General features: G+C 72.6%; 17 protein-coding genes. 1 reads left to right on the top strand and 16 read right to left on the bottom strand.

The features are described from left to right. Nucleotides 1-31: 31 nt before the first annotated feature. The 12 genes from ASD65_RS14700 to hemE form a co-directional block, all read right to left on the bottom strand. Nucleotides 32-772 (bottom strand): sulfite exporter TauE/SafE family protein, encoded by a 741-nt coding sequence (locus ASD65_RS14700; protein WP_082561801.1) that lies wholly within the window; start codon nt 770-772, stop codon nt 32-34. Further along, on the bottom strand, nt 772-1,743 hold the full coding sequence (cofD, locus tag ASD65_RS14695; protein ID WP_056223779.1) for a 2-phospho-L-lactate transferase: 972 nt from the start codon (nt 1,741-1,743) through the stop codon (nt 772-774). Before cofD ends, ASD65_RS14700 begins: the two co-directional genes overlap by 1 nt. A 135-nt stretch (nt 1,744-1,878) precedes the next feature. Next, nucleotides 1,879-3,204 carry a glutamate-1-semialdehyde 2,1-aminomutase gene (gene hemL, locus ASD65_RS14690; RefSeq protein ID WP_056223778.1) on the bottom strand — a complete coding sequence of 442 codons (1,326 nt, stop codon included), beginning with the start codon at nt 3,202-3,204 and terminating at the stop codon, nt 1,879-1,881. Nucleotides 3,205-3,302: 98 nt separating this feature from the next. Continuing rightward, complete coding sequence (hemB, locus tag ASD65_RS14685; protein ID WP_082561800.1) at nt 3,303-4,280, bottom strand: porphobilinogen synthase; 978 nt, start codon at nt 4,278-4,280, stop codon at nt 3,303-3,305. Nucleotides 4,281-4,288: 8 nt separating this feature from the next. Further along, nucleotides 4,289-5,089: a uroporphyrinogen-III synthase gene (locus ASD65_RS14680; protein WP_056223776.1), complete on the bottom strand. Its 801-nt coding sequence runs from the start codon at nt 5,087-5,089 to the stop codon at nt 4,289-4,291. Beyond that, the gene (gene hemC / locus ASD65_RS14675; protein WP_056223775.1) at nt 5,086-6,084 is read right to left on the bottom strand and encodes a hydroxymethylbilane synthase; all 999 of its coding nucleotides are present in this window, start codon (nt 6,082-6,084) and stop codon (nt 5,086-5,088) included. Before hemC ends, ASD65_RS14680 begins: the two co-directional genes overlap by 4 nt. A 37-nt stretch (nt 6,085-6,121) precedes the next feature. Continuing rightward, nucleotides 6,122-6,799, bottom strand: coding sequence for a hydrogen peroxide-dependent heme synthase (gene hemQ, locus ASD65_RS14670; protein ID WP_056223774.1), 678 nt, complete (start codon nt 6,797-6,799; stop codon nt 6,122-6,124). Between the two features lie 57 nt (nt 6,800-6,856). Then, nucleotides 6,857-7,141, bottom strand: a complete 285-nt coding sequence (locus ASD65_RS14665) for a hypothetical protein (RefSeq protein WP_056223773.1) — start codon at nt 7,139-7,141, stop codon at nt 6,857-6,859. Further along, nucleotides 7,125-7,532, bottom strand: coding sequence for a phage holin family protein (locus ASD65_RS14660; protein ID WP_056223772.1), 408 nt, complete (start codon nt 7,530-7,532; stop codon nt 7,125-7,127). The genes ASD65_RS14665 and ASD65_RS14660 overlap by 17 nt, the downstream gene beginning before the upstream one ends. 1 nt (nt 7,533) lies before the next feature. After that, on the bottom strand, nt 7,534-7,929 hold the full coding sequence (locus tag ASD65_RS14655) for a hypothetical protein (protein ID WP_056223771.1): 396 nt from the start codon (nt 7,927-7,929) through the stop codon (nt 7,534-7,536). Between the two features lie 101 nt (nt 7,930-8,030). Next, a complete protein-coding gene (locus ASD65_RS14650; protein WP_056223770.1) occupies nt 8,031-9,503 on the bottom strand; it encodes a protoporphyrinogen/coproporphyrinogen oxidase in 1,473 nt (490 codons plus the stop codon). Beyond that, entirely contained in the window at nt 9,500-10,549 is a 1,050-nt protein-coding gene (hemE, locus tag ASD65_RS14645; protein ID WP_056223769.1) for a uroporphyrinogen decarboxylase, read from the bottom strand. Before hemE ends, ASD65_RS14650 begins: the two co-directional genes overlap by 4 nt. Nucleotides 10,550-10,622: 73 nt before the next feature. On the opposite strand from hemE, the gene ASD65_RS14640 reads away from it, so the two are divergent. Next, entirely contained in the window at nt 10,623-11,957 is a 1,335-nt protein-coding gene (locus tag ASD65_RS14640) for a glutamyl-tRNA reductase (RefSeq protein ID WP_056225002.1), read from the top strand. Between the two features lie 7 nt (nt 11,958-11,964). Here ASD65_RS14640 and ASD65_RS14635 read toward each other — a convergent pair whose 3' ends face one another. From ASD65_RS14635 to ASD65_RS14620, 4 genes are read right to left on the bottom strand one after another with little or no spacing between them, the layout of a single operon-like run. Further along, nucleotides 11,965-12,786, bottom strand: coding sequence for an ABC transporter ATP-binding protein (locus ASD65_RS14635; RefSeq protein ID WP_056223768.1), 822 nt, complete (start codon nt 12,784-12,786; stop codon nt 11,965-11,967). Continuing rightward, nucleotides 12,783-13,754 carry an ABC transporter ATP-binding protein gene (locus ASD65_RS14630; RefSeq protein ID WP_056223767.1) on the bottom strand — a complete coding sequence of 324 codons (972 nt, stop codon included), beginning with the start codon at nt 13,752-13,754 and terminating at the stop codon, nt 12,783-12,785. The genes ASD65_RS14635 and ASD65_RS14630 overlap by 4 nt, the downstream gene beginning before the upstream one ends. Next, nucleotides 13,751-16,507, bottom strand: a complete 2,757-nt coding sequence (locus ASD65_RS14625) for an FtsX-like permease family protein (protein WP_056223766.1) — start codon at nt 16,505-16,507, stop codon at nt 13,751-13,753. Before ASD65_RS14625 ends, ASD65_RS14630 begins: the two co-directional genes overlap by 4 nt. Further along, complete coding sequence (locus tag ASD65_RS14620; RefSeq protein ID WP_056223765.1) at nt 16,504-19,257, bottom strand: FtsX-like permease family protein; 2,754 nt, start codon at nt 19,255-19,257, stop codon at nt 16,504-16,506. The genes ASD65_RS14625 and ASD65_RS14620 overlap by 4 nt, the downstream gene beginning before the upstream one ends. Nucleotides 19,258-19,386 lie beyond the last annotated feature (129 nt).

Raw genomic sequence — 19,386 nt, 5'->3', positions numbered from 1 at the left:
ACGCCGAGCCTGCGTTCACAACGGTCATCTCTCAGAGCAGCAGGTACACCGCACCGATGATCGTGAGTGCGATGACGAGGCGCTCGAAGACCTGCTGCTTCATCCGATCCGCGAGTCGGCGCCCGAGCAGCGCACCGACGACGACCGCGGGGATGAGCACCAGGTCCAGGAGCACCCCCGGTGCCGTGACGAGACCGAGTCCGATGGAGAACGGCAGCTTGGTCAGATTCACGAGGGCGTAGAACCATGCGGCCGTGCCGAGGAACTCCTTCACGGAGAAGCGCGACGCCAGGAAGTACATCGACATCACCGGACCGGCCGCATTTGCCACCATCGTCGTGAATCCGCCCAGCGTGCCGTAGGTGACCGCAGCGATGCGGTGCGGACCGGCGTCGGCGACCTGGCTCTGCACCCGGCGCCGGAACAGCGTGATCGCGATCACCGCGATCAGGATGACGCCGATGAAGCGCTTCACCCAGGCGTCGTCGGCGACCGCCAGGAAGGCGACACCGAGCGCGAGCCCGACGATGACCGCCGGAGCGAGGCGCAGCAGCGCGGGCCAGTTGGTGTGGCGCCGGTAGGAGACGACGGCGAACACGTCCGCGACGAGCAGGAGGAGGAGCAGGGTGCCGGTCGACTCCTTCGCCGGCAGGATCGCCGCGAAGATCGCGACCGCGATCGTGTTCCCGCCGGGCAGCCCCGTCTTGGAGATGCCGACGACGAATGCGGCGAAGGCCAGCAGCACCCACGCGAAGGTCGAGAGATCGGGCACTATGCGTCGGCCGCGGCGAGCGCGTGTTCGACGATCGCCGCGGTGGCCGCAGCATCCGTCATCCAGAGAGGGCAGACGACCGAGCGGATGCCGCGTCCTTCGACCGCGGGGGCGAGCGCCGCGTCCTCCTCGGCGAGGAGCCAGGCGTCGAGCAGCCCGCCGTCGCGGCGCGCGCCGTAGTGACCGGCGACGGCGGCGGCCGAGGTTTCCACGCCGATCGCGGTCAGGCAGACGTCGGCCATGCCACGCACGACCCGGCCGCCGATGATCGGTGAGACGCCGACGACGGTCGCGCTCGTGGTCGCGAGGGCTTCCCGGATGCCGGGCACGGCGAGGATCGGCCCGATCGAGACGACGGGGTTCGACGGAGCGAGCAGCACGACGTCGGCGGCGGCGATGGCCTCGACGACGCCGGGCGCGGGCTGGGCGGCGGCGATGCCGGGGTTCTCGAAGGCGGTCGGCTCGAGGGTCGCACGGTGCCGCGTCCACCACTCCTGGAAGTGCATCGCCGCACCGTCGCGGACGTGCACGATCGTGTCGACCTCCGCATCGGTCATGGGCAGCAGGTGGGCGCCGAGGGGCCAGCGCCGCGACATCCGCTCAAGCACCTGCGTGGGCGTCAGTCCGTCGCGGAGCCACCCCGTGCGGGCGAGGTGCGTGCCGAGATCGAGGTCGCCGAGCGTGAACCACGGCCAGCCCGCGCCCCACGCCTGCAGCTCGTGGTTGACGCGCTCGGTGTCTCCCGCGCGACCCCAGCCGCGGACGACGTCGTTGACGCCGGCCAGGGCGTAGACGATCGAGTCGATGTCGGGCTGGAGTCGGACCCCGCTCAGCCAGAGGTCGTCGCCGGTGTTGACCACGACGGTGGCCTCGGGTGCGCCGCGCCGGACGAGCGCCTCGCGCACGCCGAGCGTGAACTTGGACCCGCCCACGCCTCCGGCCAGCACCACGATGCGGGGGGATTCAGTCATGCCTCCAGGCTAGTTGCGCCGCAGGGGTGGGTCGGTCCCGGGGCCTCTTCGTGAAACCTGCCCCGCACGCGACGGCGGGGGCGCGTGCGAGCGCGCCGCGCGGTGCGGCAAAGGGTCCCGCGCGGGAGAAGGGCGTCAGGCCGCCGAGGCAGCAGCCGCGGCGCGGGCGGCTGCGGGGAGGGCGGCGACCACGCGGGCGAGGGCATCCTCGTCGTGGGCGGCGGTGAGGAACCACGCCTCGAACACGCTCGGCGGCAGCGACACCCCGGCGTCGAGCATCGCGTGGAAGAAGGGGGCGTAGCGGAACGACTCCTGCGCGAGCGCCTCCGCGTACGAGCGCGGCGCGTCCGCGGCGAACACCACGCCGAACAGCGAGCCCGCGCGGGGCACCGCGTGCACGACGCCCGCCTTGGTCAGGGCCGACGACAGCGCGGATGCGACGACGGATGCCGCAGCATCCACTCGCGCATACACCTCGGGTGTTGCGAGCTGCAGCGTGGCGATGCCGGCCGCGACCGAGAGCGGATTGCCCGACAGTGTGCCTGCCTGGTACACCGGACCGGTCGGTGCCAGCTGTTCCATGACCTCGGCACGACCGCCGAGGGCCGCCAGCGGCATCCCTCCGCCGACGACCTTGCCGAACGTGAACAGGTCGGGTGTGTACGTCTCGCCCTGCGACTGCTGCAGCCCCCAGAAGCCGGCAGGGTGCACGCGGAACCCGGTGAGCACCTCGTCGAGGATGAGGAGAGCGCCGTGCGCGTGCGCCAGGTCGGCGAGTGCGGCGTTGAATCCGGGGAGGGGCGCGACCACGCCCATGTTGGCGGCGGCGGCCTCGACGATGATCGCGGCGATGCGGTCGCCGTGCACCGCGAACACCTCGCGCAGGGCGTCAAGGTCGTTGTAGGGCACGACGAGCGTCTGCGCGGCGATCGGTGCGGGCACCCCTGCCGAACCGGGCAGGGCGAGGGTCGCGACACCGGAGCCGGCCGCAGCCAGCAGCCCGTCGGAGTGACCGTGGTAGTGCCCGGCGAACTTCACGAGCAGGTCGCGGCCGGTGTAGCCGCGGGCGAGGCGGATCGCGGTCATCGTCGCCTCGGTGCCGGTCGAGACGAGTCGCACCCGCTCGACCGGACGCTGGTCGCCGACGGCGACTCGGTCCGCGATCAGGTCGGCGAGCTCGACCTCGGCGCCGGTCGGGGCCCCGAAGGAGAGACCGCGGGATGCCGCGGCCTGCACGGCCGCCACGACCTCCGGCTGCGCGTGCCCGAGCAGCGCCGGACCCCACGACGCGACGAGGTCGACGTACTCGCGCCCCGCGGCATCCGTGATGTACGGACCCCGCGCGGATGCGACGAACCGCGGCGTGCCGCCGACCGAACCGTAGGCGCGCACGGGCGAGTTGACCCCGCCCGGGGTGATGGCCCGGGCGCGGGCGAACAGCTCATCATTGCGGTCAGTCATGCGTTTCCTCTGCACATCGTTTTCGCGAGCTCACAGAAATGGCTCGCTGAGCCCCGTCTGAGCGAGCAGTTCTTGTGAGCTCGCGTAACGGGGTGGGGCTACTCGCGGAGCCAGGCGGCAGCCTCGAGTGCGAAGTAGGTCAGCACCGCGTCGGCGCCGGCACGGCGGATGGACAGGAGCGACTCGAGCACGGCGCCGCGACGATCGATCCAGCCGTTGGCGGCCGCGGCCTCGATCATCGCGAACTCACCCGACACCTGGTACGCCCAGACGGGCACATCCACGGTCGCGCGGACCTCGGCGAGCACGTCGAGATACGGCAGAGCGGGCTTGACCATCACGACGTCGGCGCCCTCCTCGACATCGAGCACGGCCTCCCGCACGCCTTCGCGCGCATTGGCCGGGTCGAGCTGATAGGTGCGGCGATCGCCCTGCAGCTGAGAGTCGACGGCCTCGCGGAACGGTCCGTAGAAGGCGCCTGCGTACTTCGCCGAATACGCCAGCAGCAGGGTGTCGGTGAAGCCCTCGGCGTCGAGCGCGGCGCGCACATGCGCGACCTGCCCGTCCATCATTCCGGAGAGCCCGAGCATCGGCGACCCCGCGCGCGCCTGCGCGAGCCCCATCGCGGCGTACCGCTCCAGGGTCGCGTCGTTGTCGACGCTGCCGTCCGCGGCGAGCACTCCGCAGTGTCCGTGGTCGGTGAATTCGTCCAGACACAGGTCGGTCTGCACGACGAGCGCGTCGCCCACCTCGGCGACGAGCGCCTCCGTCGCGACGTTCAGGATGCCGCGGGGATCGTCCGCGCCCGACCCGCGCGCATCGCGCACGGCGGGCACGCCGAACAGCATGATGCCGCCGATGCCGGCGGCCGCGGCATCCGTCGCCGATCGACGCAGCGAATCGAGGGTGTGCTGCTGGACGCCGGGCATCGAGGAGATCTCGACGGGCTCGGCGATGCCCTCCCGCACGAACGCGGGAAGGATCAGCTGCGCCGGATCCAGGCGCGTCTCTCGGACGAGGCGACGCACGGCGGGACTCTGCCGCAGGCGCCGCGGTCGATGGGTCGGGAAGCTCACCGTGGACCTCAGACCGAGAACTCGTCCGACGCGTGCGGCAGCGAGAAGCTCGAGACCGCGTGGATGAGCGCGTCCACGGTCTGTCGCTCGGCGACGACGTCCACGCTGAGACCCGCACGGCGCGCATCCTTGGCGGTGCGGGGTCCGATCGCAGCGATCACGGTGGATTCCGGGATGTCGGGGAACTGCTCGTGCACCTGCTCGGCGACGGATCCGCTCGTCACCAGGATGGCGTTGATGCGCCCCGAGTTCACGTCGTGCGCGATCTTCTCGGTGACCGGCACCCCCACCGTCCGGTACGCGACGACGCTGCGCACCCGATGGCCGGCGTCGATCATCATGCGCGTCAGCACCGGCTTGGCGATCTCACTGCGCAGGGTCAGGATGTCGCGGGGCTCCGGTTCGAGGGCGATCAGCTGCTCGGCCATGCCGGCCGCGGAGTTGTCGCGCTCGGGGATGAGGTCGACGCGGTAGCCCATCGACTGCAGCGCGGCGGCGGTCGTCTCGCCCACGGCGGCGACACGGGTCGTCGGCGGCACCACCGCGCGATACGCGTAGAGCACGTCGGCGGTGGTCGCGCTGGTCACGGTGAGCCACTGGAACGCGCCGGCCGCGAGGTCGGCGAGTGCCTGCTCGAGGGAGGCCTGATCGTTCGTCGGCGCGAAGTTGATGAGCGGGGCCACGACCGGCACGGCTCCTTGCGAGCGCAGCGTGGCCGCGACACCGTCGCCCCATGGTCCACCGCGTGGCACGAGGACGCGCCAGCCGGCGAGGGGCTTGGGTACTGCGTTGTGGGGTGCTGTGTTCATGGGGTCGACTCTCGTGGCACGATGTCGGCCGCCCCACGTTCGAGCAGCCGACGGGCGACATCGGACCCGGCGCGCGCAGCACGCGCGATCGGGTTCGCGCCATCGGCAGCATTCGCGCCATTGCTGCTGCCTGGTTCCCGAGCATACCCCGGGCCGAGAGCGAACGTCCTGTCCGCTGCGATGCGGTGCAGACCGTCCAGGGTGTAGACGACCGCCTGCAGGTGAAGTTCCTCTCCGATCACCTCTGCGTGGGCGCCGACCGGTGCATGGCATCCGGCCTCCAGGACCGTCAGGACCGTGCGCTCGGCCGTGATCGCCACCCGGGTCGGCTCGTCGTCCAGCAGGGCGACGGCTGCGGCGAGCTCGGCCGGGGCATCCTCGCGGATCTCCACCGCCAGCGCGCCCTGTCCCGGCGCGGTCGGCCAGGCCGCCAGCTCCAGCGACTCGAACCGCAAGTCGTCGTGGGCGACGCCGAGCCGCGCGAGTCCGGCGGCCGCGAGGATGACGGCATCCAGCTCGCCGTCCCGCACGCGCCCCAGCCGCGAGTCGACGTTGCCGCGCAGATCCTGCACGACGACCCGCGGGTTGCGGCGGCGCAGCTGTGCCGCCCGGCGCGGAGAGCCGGTGCCGACGAGGGCACCCTCCGGCAGAGCATCGATCGGCGTCCCGTCGCGCGTGACGAGCACGTCGCGGGCGTCCTCACGAGTCGGGGTCGCGGCGATCACCAGTCCGGGCGGCTGCGCCGTGGGCAGGTCCTTGAGCGAGTGCACCAGCAGGTCGCACTCCCCCGCCAGCAGCGCCTCCCGCAGCCGCGTCGCGAACACGCCGGTGCCGCCGAGCGAGGCGAGGGAGGCACGCGACACGTCGCCCTCGGAGACGATCGGGACGAGCTCGACAGGACGTCCGGATGCCGCAGCCAGAGCATCCGCGACATGGCCGGACTGCGCCATTGCCAACGCGCTGCGACGCGTGCCCAGGCGGAGCGCGCTCGTCATCGCCGCACCGGGGGCCGGGAGTCCCGTCGCGAGGTCGTCACTGGAGCACCTCGGGGATCTCGTGCAGCTCGAGGCGGCGGCCGGTGTAGAACGGGACCTCCTCGCGCACGTGGCGGCGCGCGTCGGTGTAACGCAGGTCGCGCATCAGGTCTACGAGGTCGCCGAGGTCATCGGCTTCCAGCGGAAGGATCCACTCGTAGTCGCCGAGCGCGAACGATGCCACCGTGTTGGCGGTGACGGTCTCGAACGCGGCGCCGCGGCGGCCGTGCTCGGCGAGCATGCGGCGGCGGTCCTCCTCGGGAAGGAGGTACCACTCGTAGCTGCGCACGAACGGGTAGACGCACAGCCACTCCCGCGCCGGAACCCCGCGCAGGAAGCCGGGGACGTGCGCGCGATTGAACTCGGCGTCGCGGTGCACGCCCATCGCGTTCCACACCGGCAGCAGGTGCCGCAGCAGTTCGGTGCGACGGAGCCGGCGCAGGTCGCGCTGCAGCTCGTCGGGGTTCGGACCGTGCAGCCAGATCATGAGATCCGCATCCGCCCGCAGACCGCTCACGTCGTAGAAGCCGCGCACGGTGACGCCGCCTTCTTCGATCAGTGCCGTGATCGAAGCGAGCTCGGTCTCGTCCGGTTCGGTGACGGGATGCTGCGGATCGCGGCGCAGCACCGCCCACAGAGTGAACGCGGCGGGAGCAGGGTCGGTATCGGGAGCCATGTCTCCAGTCTCCCCCTGCGGCGCGCAGGCGGCAAACGGACCCGGACGGCGGCCCGATCAGCGCGTGTAGGCGCGCACCGCTCCCCACACCAGGAGTCCGATCGCGGCAGCACCGACGACCACGGCAGCCGCGGCAGCCGCGGGGCTCTGTCGCGAGAACGCACGCGCCTTGGCGACGTTGCGCTCGGTGGAGTTGGCCACGCGCCGGGGGAGGTTCCCCTTGACCTCGATGGCGGCGAGGGTCGCCTTCAGCTCGGCACGAGCCTTCTCGACGGGGTCGGTGATCCCGAGGGGGACGGCGGTGCGCGGCACGGGTACGGGCGAGCTAGAGCTCAAGCTCATCGCGCACCTCCTTCACGTCTCGGGCGATGGATTGGGCGGGGTTCTCGTCCTTCGCTACCTTGCGGAACCGCATGACGCCGAGAAGGGCGAGGACGGCTGTGAGCACGAGCATGAAGAGGAACACGACCAGCGCCGACAGCCACACCGGCCACCACGAGGACAGACCGGCGATGACGAAGGTGCCGAGCGCCGGGACCGTCCAGAACAGCACGAACAGCGCGCCGACGATCCAACCCGCGCCGACTCCGGCGTCCTTGGCGGTGCGACGAACCCAGGCCTTGGCCGAGTTGACCTCGGCGATGACGAGGTTGCGGACGAGCTCGGGGACTTCGCCGATCAGAGTGAACAGGCTGTCATCCGCGCGATCGCGGAAGCCACGGGGGCTGGACACGTCAGGCCCCGTTGCGGCCGGCGGTGTCGGCGATGTCGTCGATCGCCTTGTCCGCAGCCTTCTTGACGGCCGACACAGTGGTGTCTGCCGCGTTCGCGACCTCGTCGATCGAGTCCTTGCCGGCGTCGATCGCGGCGTCCAGCTTCTGGCCCGCGGTGCCGCGCGAGGACGTGGCCGCCTTGGTGACCTTGACGGCACCGTCCCACAGCGCGTTCGGCAGCGCCATGGCGCTGGTCTTGGCGAAGTCCTTGACCTTGCTGACCTGCGCCTGCACGGGATCGAGGTTCCACACCTTGAGCCACTGCGTCTTGATCTGCTCGTAGCGTTCGCGACCGGCACGAGTACCGAGCACGTAGCCGACTCCGAGGCCGATGACGAGTCCTGCTTTGCCCCTCATGGGGTCTCCTCACGCTGGATGAGACGGATGGTCTGGTCCCAGGGTAGTCCTGTATGCCGATTCCGGCATCAGTCCTTCCGGTCTCGGCGCCGTCAGACGGTTCAGAGCGTGCTGTCGGCCGGTGGAGCACCGAACAGCGTGGTGCGGCGCACCAGTTCCGCCTCGTTCACGGCGTCCGGCACCACCTGGGCGAGGCCGGTTCCGGCGACCCAGGCGCCGACCACCGCGAGTCCCGGCCGGCGATGCACGGTCGTCCGCGCGGCAGCACTGGCGGCCGCGCGGCCGATGACCGACGCCGGCTGCGACTGTGTGAACCGCTCACGGTGCGCGCCGCGCAGATCGCCGGGCTGCAGCGGCACACCCAGCAGAGCGGATGCCTCGGCCAGAGCCAGCGCTGCGGCATCCGCGTCGTCCAGCCGCGCGGTCGCAGGCTCTTCGCCCTGCGCCCCGAACGACACCCGGACGACGTGCAGGCCATCCGCGGCTCGGGCGACCCAGTCCCACTTGGCGGTCGAGTGAGTCAGGGCCTTCGCGGAGAAGGAGCCGGGCACGGTGAGCACTCCGGTCCCGCGCGGCGCGGCATCGAGGGCACGGGACTCCAGCACGAGGGTCACGATCTCGACCATGGGCGCCTCGCCCGCATCGCCGGAGAGTTCCGGCACGCTCGGCGACAGCAGTGCGCGCGCGATGGCTTCCGGTGTCGCGACGATGACGGCGTCGGCGCGGAGTTCTACGCGCGGATCGTCCTCCGCGTGGATCGACACCGCCCAGCCGCCGCCGTCGCGCGCGGCGACGGCCCGGGCCTCTGTCGAGGAGAGCAGCTCGGCATCGAGGGCGATCAACCGCTCGGTGAGCGCCGCGACGAGCCGCGACATCCCGCCGGCGAGTCCCTCGACGGCCGCGCCCGGAGCGCCGGTGCGCGCGCCGGTCAGCTGGGCGACGGCACCGGCCAGCGAGCCGGTGCGGGTGAGCGCCGAGTTGAGGCCGGGCGCGGCGAAGTCCACGTCGATGTCGTCGGGACGCGCCGAGTAGACGCCGGTCGTGACGGGGGCGACGAGCCGGTCGAGCACGCGCTCCCCCATGCGGGTGCGCACCAGGGCGCCGAGGCTGCGCTCGTGACCGATCGTCAGCGGCGGACGGAGGCGGTCGAGGTAGGCGCGCCAGACGCCGCGCCAGCCGATGATGCGTCGCACGTCGTCGCCCCACGGATTGTCCGGGATGCCGAGCACGCTGCCGGCCGGCAGTGGCGCGGCGCCGACACCTGGGATGCCGGCGACCCACGCGCGACCGGCCGCCGGCCGGACCACGGCATCGCCGAGTCCGAGCTCGTCGATCAGCGCGCGGACGGTACCCCCGCGGGTCGCGTAGCTCTCGGCTCCGGCGTCGACCGTGATGCCGGCCACCTCGGCAGAGCGCACCGCGCCGCCGAAGCTGTCGGATGCCTCGACCACCGTGACCTGCATCCCGACTTTGGCGCACTCCAGTGCCGCGACGAGCCCGGCGACTCCGCCGCCGACGACCACGATGTGCGTATCGCGGGCGTGCGCGGCGAGCTCCTCGACACCGTCGGTCATGCCGTCTCCCCGTGCGCGAGCGCGACGATGCGGGTCAGGACCGCGGGGTCCGTCTCCGGCGGCACGCCGTGCCCGAGGTTGAGGATGTGGGCGCGGGCCGACCGTCCCCGCTCGATGACGTCGAGGACGTGCGCTTCCAGCACGGGCCACGGCGCCTGCAGCAGCGCCGGGTCGATGTTGCCCTGCACGGTCGTGGCGTCGCCGAGCAAGGCGGCCGCCTCATCCAGCGGCATCCGCCAGTCCACGCCCACGGCATCCACCCGTCCGCCGAGCCGCATATCGGCGAGGATCGGGCCGGTTCCGACACCGAAGTGGATCGTCGGCACCGAGCCGAGCATCGGCTCCAGCGCCGAGAGCGAGTGCGGTGCGACGAACGCGCGGTAGTCGGCGGGCGAGAGCGACCCGGCCCACGAGTCGAAGAGCTGCACGGCGGATGCCCCGCCCTCGACCTGCGCTGCGAGGAACGCCGCCGACACGGCCGCGAGCCAGCCCGCGAGCCGGTGCCACGACTCCGGGTCGGCGTGCATCATGGCACGGGCGCGCAGGTGCTCCTTGGACGGCCCGCCCTCGATGAGGTAGGCCGCAAGGGTGAACGGGGCGCCGGCGAAGCCGATCAGCGGGGTGCCGGATGCCGCGAGCTCCGCCACGACGAGCGCGGCGGCCTCCCGGATCGGGCCGGCGGCCTGGGCGACGGCGTCCGGGGAGATCGCGGTGATGCGCCGCACGTCATCGGCGGTTCGCACCGGCTCGGCGAACACGGGGCCGCGTCCGGGCTGGATCTCGACCTCGACCCCGGCCAGGCGCAGCGGCACGACGATGTCGCTGAAGAAGATCGCGGCGTCCACGCCGTGCCGGCGCACCGGCTGCAGGGTGATCTCGGCGGCCAGCGACGGTTCCAGGCAGGCATCGAGCATGCGCGTACCGACGCGCAGATCGCGGTACTCGGGCAGGGAGCGTCCCGCCTGCCGCATGAACCACACCGGCGGGCGGTCGAGGCGCTCACCGCGCAGTGCGCGAACCAACAGGGAATCGGCGGGACCAGGCATTCGTCCATCCTCGCACCCGACGCTGTGCGTCACCGATGGGAAGCGGTCAGCCGCCTCGGGTTACCATGTGACAGTGCTGATGTGCGTGACAGCGAGCCACAAGACGGCCTCCTTCGAGCTCCTCGAGCGCCTCAGCGTGCACACCACCGCGATCGCGCCGCTCATCTCGGCGCATGACGACTGCGTGCAGGGAGCCGTCGTGGTGGCCACCTGCAACCGCTTCGAGGCGTACGTCGAGATGGACGAGCCGGTCACCGCCGCAGGCGCGGTCGGGGTCGAGGCGACGCTGTTGGCCATCGAGGCCGCCACCGGCGTGACACCCGCCGAATTCGAGGGCTCGTACCGGGTCATCGAGGGACGCCCGGTCGCCGAGCACCTGTTCGCTGTGGCCTCGGGGCTCGAATCCGTCGTCGTCGGAGAGGGCGAGATCGCCGGTCAGGTGCGGCGCGCCCTGGCGGATGCCCGGGAGAAGGGCACGACGTCCCGCGAGCTCGAGCGCCTGTTCCAGCGCGCATCCGAGACGCAGCGCGGTGTGAAGAACTCCACGGCTCTGGGCCGGGCCGGTCGCTCGCTGGTGCGGCTCGCACTCGACCTCGCCGACAGCCGCATCGCGGACTGGTCGGCACTGCCCGTGCTGCTGGTCGGCACCGGCTCGTACGCGGCGGCGACGCTGGCGGCGCTGCGCGACCACGGCGCGGCCGACATCAGCGTCTATTCGCCGTCCGGACGCGGCGAGCGGTTCGCCGCGAAGCACGGGATCCGCTCGGTCGCGGCCGACGCATACGCGCAGGTCGCCGCCCGCGCGGAGCTGATCGTGACCTGCACCACCGCGGAGACGCCGGTGCTCTCGGCCCGCACCCTCACCGAGGGCGGCGCAGGCCAGGGCGCGCCGACCGTGGCCTTCGGCTGCCCCGTGCAGCCTGCGCCGCCGGTCACGACGACCCGGCGGCTGATCATCGACCTCGGCCTGCCGCGCAACGTGGACCCGGATGTGGTCGGGATCGACGGCATCGACTTGCTCGACCTCGAGACCATCCGCCTGCACGCGCCGCTGGAGGAGCTGCAGGCGACGGATGCCGCGCGCGCCGTTGTGAAGGACGCCGCGCACCGGTTCGCGGTCGTGGGCGAGAGCCGCGCCGTGGAGCCCGCCGTCGTGGCGCTGCGCACCCACGTGTTCGGCCTGCTCGAAGCGGAGATCGCCCGTGCGAAGGCCCGCGGCGACGACGGCAGCACAGAGCAGTCCCTCCGCCACCTGGTGGGCGTGCTGCTGCACACCCCGACCGCTCGGGCCCACGAGTTCGCCCGCATCGGCCGGGCCGACGAGTACACCGCGGCGCTGACCGCGCTGTTCGGCATCGAGCTCGCCGAGCCCGCGTCCGCCGCCGCGGACGACGAACTCGCCGGCTGAGCCGGGCTCAGCTCTCGCGGTCGCGCAGCGCCCGCGCCTCCGCACGGGTGAGCGGATGCCCGTCACGGGCCCCCGCATCCGCGGTGCCGGTCGGGGCGACCGGGTCTTCCGGGTCGATCGGGTCATCGACGGCCGTCGCGGCATCCCGTTCGCTCACACGCGTGATGCGCCCATCGTGCAGTTCGATGACGCGGTCGGCGCGGGCCACCAGGAGCGGGTCGTGGGTCGACACGATCGCGGCCAAGCCCTGGGTGTGGGCGAGGTCGCTGAGCAGGTCCATGATCGTCGCGGCCGTGCGCGAGTCGAGCTGGCCGGTCGGCTCGTCGGCGATGAGGATGCGGGGACGGGTGACGATCGCCCTGGCGATGCCGACGCGCTGCTGCTGACCGCCGGAGAGCTCGGCGGGGCGCTGCGCCGCGTGGTCGCCCAGTCCGACGAGTTCGAGCGCCGCGGCGACGCGCTCGGCCCGCTCGGCCGGGTCGGTCTTGGCGATGCGCAGGGGCAGTTCGACGTTTTCGGCCGCCGACAGCACCGGGATGAGGCCGAACGACTGGAAGATGAAGCCGAGGTTCTCGCGGCGCAGCTCGGCCAGTGCGTCCTCGCCGAGCGTCGTGGTGTCGACGTCGCCGATCCAGACGGTGCCGGAGGTCGGGCTGTCGAGCACCCCGAGCAGGTTGAGCAGCGTCGTCTTCCCGGCGCCGGACGCGCCGCGGACGACGAGCAGCTCCCCGGGGTGCAGCTCGAGGTCGATGTCGGCGCAGGCGTGCACCTCGCCGGAAGCGGACTCGAAGGTGCGGGTCAGCTTCTCTGCGCGCAGTGCCGTGGTCATGGGGTCTCCTCGGGGGTGGACGTGTCGTCTGAGGATCCCTCAACGTCGGATGCCGCGGGGACCTTCCGCTGACCGGGGAAGACGCCGACGTGGTCGGGCTCCAGTGCCAGGCGCACGCGCTCGCGCAGGTCGAGCGCCTGCACGAAGTCGTCGGGCAGCTGCAGCCGGCCGACGCGGTCGAGCACCGCGTACTCCTCGGCGACGTGCTCCTCGGCGCCGTGCTCGTCGACGCGCGTGGAGCGCAGCACCTCGGTGGAGGTGCGCCCGTCGCGGATCTGCACGGTACGGGCCACGTGCTCCGACACGGAGGGGTCGTGCGTCACGATGAGGGTCGTCACACCGAGTTCGCGGTTGACCGAGCGCATCGCCTCGAGAACGTGAGCGCTGGTGGTGTCGTCCAGCTCACCGGTCGGCTCATCTGCCAGCAGCACGCGCGGGCTGTTGGCGATGCTCACCGCGATCGCGGCGCGCTGCTGCTCCCCGCCCGACATCTCGGTGGGGCGGCGTTCCGCGCAATGCGACACCTCGAGCAGGTCCAGGAGTCCTGCGACCCGGTCGGCGCGCTCCTTGTGCCCCTTCGGCCGACCGGTGATGGCAAGGGCCGCAGCCACGTTCTCGGCCGCCGTGAGATACGGCAGCAGGTTGCGCGAAGTCTGCTGGAAGACGAACCCGACGGCCTCGCGGCGGAAGATCACCCGCTCGCGGGCGGTCATTGTGAGGAGGTCGCGCCCGGCGACGCGGGCGACACCGGCGGTGGGGACGTCGAGGCTGGACAGGATCGACAAGAGCGTGGACTTGCCGGAGCCGGAGGCCCCGACCACGGCGACGAGTTCGCCGCGCTCCACCCGGAGGTTCAACCCCTGCAGTGCTTGGACCTCGACGCCTTGCGTCGTGAAGATGCGGACGAGGTCCGTGCACAGGATGTCGGGCTCGACGGTCGATGCCGGAGTGACGGTGGGAGTGGTCATGACTCCTCCACGGTACGGAGGATCGCCGCGGCGCGGGCGCGCCGGGAGATCGCGAGGGCGATGAGGGTGAAGACGGCGGTCGCCAGCAGGAACCCGCCGATGGCGACGGTCAGTACGAGCGGATCGGCCACGTAGGCGGGCTGCGCGATGCCGCCGGTGAACGGCTGGAGGTCCACGACACGCAGCAGGAGGAGCGGCAGGGCCGCGCCGAACGCGGCACCGGCCACCAGTGCGGTCGCGCAGACCGGCCACAGCTCCCATGCGACCAGCGCGCCGCCGACACGCGGCGGAGCGCCGAGGGTCTCGAGGAGGGCGAGGATGCGGCGCCGCGCCCGCGTGCCGAGCACCAGTGTCATCACGACGGCGATCGCGCTGAGCGCAGCCGCGACGGCGATGCACGCGATCAGCGCGACCCGCAGCCCGGCCGCGGCGGGTCCGCCCTCGACGGTCTCCAGCACCGTCTCGGGGCTGGACCAGCGCACCCCGGGTCCGAGCAGCGCGGTCGCCTCCGCGGCGACGGTCGCAGCATCCGTCCCCGGCGCAAGCCTGACCAAGAGGCTCACCACCGGCGGGGGCGTGTCGTTGACTTCCGGCGCGTAGGCGTCGTCGATGAGCAGCCACGATGCCGTCGACGAGAACGGCGCCTGCTCGTCGATCACTCCGGCGATGGTCGCGGGGGTTCGCTCGAGCTCCAGCTCGCCGGTGTCCGGCTCGATCACGGTGTCGGCGCGCGCGGAGAACAGGATCGGGATCGCGCCCGTGCCGTCGCCGAGATCGACGTCGGACGGGACGAGCGGCGGATGCCCCGCCTGCACTTCGTCGAGGGTGGCACGGTCGACGAGGTAGAGCGGGGCGAGCTTGCGATTCTCATCCACGCTCACCTCGGCGGACGACAGTGCACCGACCGCCGCGACCGCCTCGACGCCGTCGATGCCGGCGACTTCGTCGACAGCGCCCTCGTCGAACCGCGAGGCGCTCAGCTGCAGATCCGCGCCGACGGCCGCGCGGGCGGCGGCGGTCGCGCCGGACTGCACGGTCGAGAGCAGCACGCCGGCGGACACCGCGACCGACACGCCGACGACGAGGGCGAGCACCGGTGCGAGCCCGGTCGCCGGGTCGCGCAGCGCACGGGCGGCACCGAGGAAGCCGACGAACCCGGTGCCGCGGCGCTCCCGCGCCAGCAGCCACCGCAGCAGCACGGGGTACACGCGCAGGGTCAGGATGCAGACGACGAGTGCCAGCAGCAGCGGGGCGACGACCACGAGCGGGTCGAACGGCTCTTCGGGGCGCCCGACGCCCCGCACGATCAGCAGCGCGGTCGCCAGCACCGCGAGTCCGACGACGGCGAGCTCGATCACGACCCGCCACCCGCCACTGTGGGTCGGATCATCGATCCGCTCGCCGCTGCGCACCGACAGAGCGGATGCCGCGAGCGCGACTGCCGGGAGGAGTGCGAGCAGGATCGGCGCGATGAGCAGCGCCGGCGCCTGGATGGGGCCTGCCACCTCGCCCGGGAGAACGGCGGCCGAGACGACGAATGCGATCGCGGCACCGAGCGCGGCGGGGATCACCCCGACCAGAAGCCCCTCGAGCCCGAGCAGTCCGCGTTGCTGCCCGCCCGTGGCGCCGCGTGCCGACAGCAGCCGCAGCGCCGGGCGGCGGCGTTCGAGCATCATGCGGCAGCCGAGCACCAGCACCGCGATTGCGACGCCGAGCGGGCCGGCCGCCAGCATCGCGAGGATGGCGGTGAGGGAGCGGCCCTCGCCGATGCCGGTCTCGAGGGCAGCGATCGCGTCGGTTCGGAAGCCGAGCGGGACGACGGCGCCGAACCCGGCGTCGGCGCCGATGTTCTGGGTTGTACCGGTGAGTCGTCGGAGACCGGCGAGGATGTCCGGCGCGGTATCGGCTGTGACCGCATGGGCCTGGAACGGATACCAGACGGTGGTGAGCATATTGCTGGACACCGCGAGGCGGGCACCCGGCGCCGCGAAGGCCGTGGGCTTGAGGAAGGGCTGACTGAAGGCGTCGAACGCGACCGCCGGTGTCAGGATGCCGGTCGCGTGTTGCCAGTACGTATCGCCCTCGTCGACCGCGTCGAACGTACCCACGAGCGTCAGAGGGAGCGGATACGGCCACGCCGCTTCTCCCGCGACGACTCGCGTCTCACCGAGCGGCCACTCCGCGGCCTCCGCGGAGGCGGTGGAGAGCACGATCTCCACCGGCGGCAGGTCGGCTCCCTCCTCGACGGCGGCCCGGATTCCTTCCTGCCACTCCCCCTCGGTGAGGCCGGCCTCCGGCAGGCGTCCGGTGTCGATCCGGATCCGCGACGCGAACCGCGGGTCGGTCGCGACATACGTAGAGGCCACGGCACCTTTGATGATGCCGAAGCGGGTGAAGTACTGGGCTCTCTCCAGCGCGCCCGACGTCGGTGCGCGGGTGTCTCGGCGCACCTGCTCGAGATCGGCGTCCCAGGCTCCCCATCTGTTCTCGGTGCCCGGCGGGAGGTCGGTCAGCGCCTCATCGCCGGGGCCGACCGTCGGCGGCGCCGCGACGGAGGAATCGACGTCGCGAGCGACCGGACTGACCGACTCCAGACGGTACCGCAGCGACGCATCGCTGAGCGCGGTGAGCGCGAGCGGACCGAACACCGTGATCGCGGTCAGCACGAACACGAGAAGCGCGACCGCGATCGGCGCTCCCGGTGCGGTGCGCAGGTGGCGGCCGATCAGGCCCGCGGTCGAGGTCCGGCTCACGGCGCGGCCTCCTCAAGGCGGGTCGACGCGCCCTGCCGACGCACAGCAGTCGAGCCGCCGATGGAGAACGCGACGAGTGCGACGCCGATGACCACCACGGCGGCGAGGATCGGCCACGGGTCGACGGCGAACGTGGCCTCGACGTCGGTTCCGGGGACGGCCGCCTCGGCGAGGCCGGGGATGACGAGCCACGACAGCACGAACCCTCCGACGGTGCCGAGCGCGGCGGCGAGGATCACGACGACGGATGCCTCGACCGTGCGCATCCGGGCCTGTCGACGCGGCGCGACGCCGACCGCGCGCAGCACCAGCACTTCGCCGGCACGCTGCCCGGTCAGGGCGGTCAGAAGCGCGACCAGCGCGACCCCGGCCAGCAGCGCGCCGCCGATCGCGCACGCCCACCAGGCGGCCACGAGTCCTGCGGTGACGGCGGATGCGGCATCCATCGGCGTCTCGACCGACACATCGAGCACCTCGACGAGGTCCGCCGCCGCGGAGGGGGGACCAGCCGCCCACACTTGATTCGCGAGCGGCGGCTCCAGGGGCGGGTCGACGCGGGGCCCGGTGACCAGCGACGCCGCACTGAGGACGTCCAGTGACGTGAGCATTCCGGGGCCCGACCCGACGCCCGGAATCGCGTCGACGACGGCGGCGACCTCGACGGTGTAGCTGCGCCCGGTCCCGTCGAAGCGGATGCCGGCGTCGTCGCCCACGGTGAGCCCGAGCACCTGGGCGAACGCCGTCGTGACGACGGCGGGGACGACGGTCGCGGTCGCGCCCGTCGAACTCCACAGCAGGGATGTCGAGGGCTGCTCCAGCCCCCATCCGGTCAGCGTCACCGTCTGCGGAAGCTCGATGTCCACGGGTTCGACGACGCCGTCCGCGAGGCTCGCGACGCGCAGCTCCTCGATCCGCAGCTGCTGCAGGCCGTTCTGCCAGCCGCGTCCGCGGGACAGGTCCACCGCGATCAATCGCCACGGCGCGGCGCCGTCGGGAAGGTCCCCCGCCGCGACGAAGCGGCGGCCCTCTCCCTCGGGAGTGGCCGCGATGGTGGTGTCGACGGATACGGTGGCGCCCGTGGCATCCGTCACCCACATGCGCGCGATGAGGTCGCTGCCGGCGTCCGGGTTCGGGATGTCGACGCCGTTGCCGTCGTTGTCGCTCCATGCTTGCGGGGTCGACAGCCCGCCGAGCGCGAGCCCCGTCGACCCCTCGGGCAGCTCCAGCCCGACGGGGTCGCCGGCCAGGGTTGCGGCGAGATCCATCGGCTGCGCGGCACCGGGCACCGCGAGCATGACCTTCGGGATCGCGTCCGCCGGGAGGGCCACGAGCGCCGCCGCGAGCTCGCCCGCGACGATCGGCACGGCGATCGCCGGGGAATCGGCGGTGACTCCGTCGACCGCCCCCGCGGTCGCGACATCCGCGGGCAGCACCGGCCGTGCGGCGAAGTCGGCGCGCAGGTCTGTGCCGGCGGCCAGCTGCGCCGAGTCGGTCGAGGCCGACCGCCAGGTCGCGATGTACGACGCAGCGAGCGTCGCTCCGCACAGGGCGATCGCCACCAGCGCGACCGCCACCGAGAAGGCGACCACGCGCCGCGCCACCTGGCGGGCGGGATACGCCGGAGAGAGTCCGGGCGAACGTCCCGCCACCGCGGCGACCGTGGTCGCCAGCGGAGCGAACAGCAGCACCGCGAGGATCCCGACGGCGGCCACGCCGAACGTCGGAGCCAGGGCGGTGACCCCGACGCGCCACGGGTCGTCGGAGGGCAGGCTGCGCAGCGACACCGACTGCCACACCAGCACGGCCGCCCCGAGCACGACGAGTGCGGCGACACCGATCGAGGCGGCCTGGGCCGCACGCCCGGCGCTCGCGCGTGCGGAGGACGCGATCCGCGCGGCGCGTGCCTGGGCGATGGCAAGGGTCGCGGTCAGCACGACCAGCAGCCCGAGCGCGAGCGGCCAGGTCGTGAGCACGGTGGCCGCTCCCCCGGGTCGGAGAGCGAGCAGTCCGAGCGCGACCCCGAAGCCGACGACGGTCGCCGCGGCCACGATCGCCGCCGATTCCGTGAACGACAGCGACGCCGACTGCCCGCGCGACAGCCCGCGCGCCCGCAGCAGTCCGGCTTCACGCCCGCGCGCCGCGCCGAGCAGGCGGCCGAGCTCGAGCACGGCGAACCAGGCGAGGATCCCGGCGATCGCCACCGGCACCGGGGCGATCGCCGCCGATGCCCGCACCCCTTGCGCCGCCGAGTCGAGACTGACGCCGAGCGACCCGGAAGACTCGCTGCCCTGCACCGCGGCATCCGATTCCCGGAACGCCGTCGACAGCGCGGTGACCCCTTGGTCCAGCCGCAGCACGGCCGCGCCGTCGAGCGTGGCGCGATGCGGCGTGATCCGCCACGCGACACGCTCCGCATCGCTGCCCGGTTCGCCCACCAGCATCCGCTCGATATCGGCCGTGTCGCCGAAGAGCTGATCGAACAGCGCGGATGCCGCGGCATCCTGCGCGTCCGTATCGTCGGCGATCCGCGTCTGCACCTGCGCCCAGCCGCCCACCTCGTCGGCGGCGGGTATCGCACCGTCGAGAGCGTCGCGGGAGTCGAGCGAGATCCAGGCGAGAAGCCCGCAGAGCAGAGCGACCGACACCGCGATCGTGAACGCGATGCTGCCGACCAGACCGAGACGCGCCGTCGTGCGCTTCGCCCCGAGCCGCGCGGCCGACACGAATCGCGCTCGGGCGTTCGGGGACATGGCTCCTCGGGGGTCCGGACAACGGTGTACGCCGCGCCGTCGCTGGCACGTTCTGCCACCATAACCCGACGCCGCGACGGCTCGCACGCAGCCGCGCGGGCCGTGCACCGCTCAACCGCCCGCGCCACA

The sequence above is a fragment of the Microbacterium sp. Root61 genome (assembly GCF_001427525.1).
GTDB lineage: Bacteria > Actinomycetota > Actinomycetes > Actinomycetales > Microbacteriaceae > Microbacterium.
Note: the sequence above shows the minus strand (reverse complement) of the source record. Positions and strands in the feature narration are given on the sequence as shown.

Coding starts and splice junctions, on each gene's coding strand:
- cofD (WP_056223779.1), bottom strand. CDS start 1,743: ATGACTGAATCCCCCCGCATCGTGGTGCTGGCCGGAGGCGTGGGCGGG.
- hemL (WP_056223778.1), bottom strand. CDS start 3,204: ATGACTGACCGCAATGATGAGCTGTTCGCCCGCGCCCGGGCCATCACC.
- ASD65_RS14680 (WP_056223776.1), bottom strand. CDS start 5,089: ATGAACACAGCACCCCACAACGCAGTACCCAAGCCCCTCGCCGGCTGG.
- hemC (WP_056223775.1), bottom strand. CDS start 6,084: ATGACGAGCGCGCTCCGCCTGGGCACGCGTCGCAGCGCGTTGGCAATG.
- hemQ (WP_056223774.1), bottom strand. CDS start 6,799: ATGGCTCCCGATACCGACCCTGCTCCCGCCGCGTTCACTCTGTGGGCG.
- ASD65_RS14665 (WP_056223773.1), bottom strand. CDS start 7,141: ATGAGCTTGAGCTCTAGCTCGCCCGTACCCGTGCCGCGCACCGCCGTC.
- ASD65_RS14655 (WP_056223771.1), bottom strand. CDS start 7,929: ATGAGGGGCAAAGCAGGACTCGTCATCGGCCTCGGAGTCGGCTACGTG.
- ASD65_RS14650 (WP_056223770.1), bottom strand. CDS start 9,503: ATGACCGACGGTGTCGAGGAGCTCGCCGCGCACGCCCGCGATACGCAC.
- hemE (WP_056223769.1), bottom strand. CDS start 10,549: ATGCCTGGTCCCGCCGATTCCCTGTTGGTTCGCGCACTGCGCGGTGAG.
- ASD65_RS14635 (WP_056223768.1), bottom strand. CDS start 12,786: ATGACCACGGCACTGCGCGCAGAGAAGCTGACCCGCACCTTCGAGTCC.
- ASD65_RS14630 (WP_056223767.1), bottom strand. CDS start 13,754: ATGACCACTCCCACCGTCACTCCGGCATCGACCGTCGAGCCCGACATC.
- ASD65_RS14620 (WP_056223765.1), bottom strand. CDS start 19,257: ATGTCCCCGAACGCCCGAGCGCGATTCGTGTCGGCCGCGCGGCTCGGG.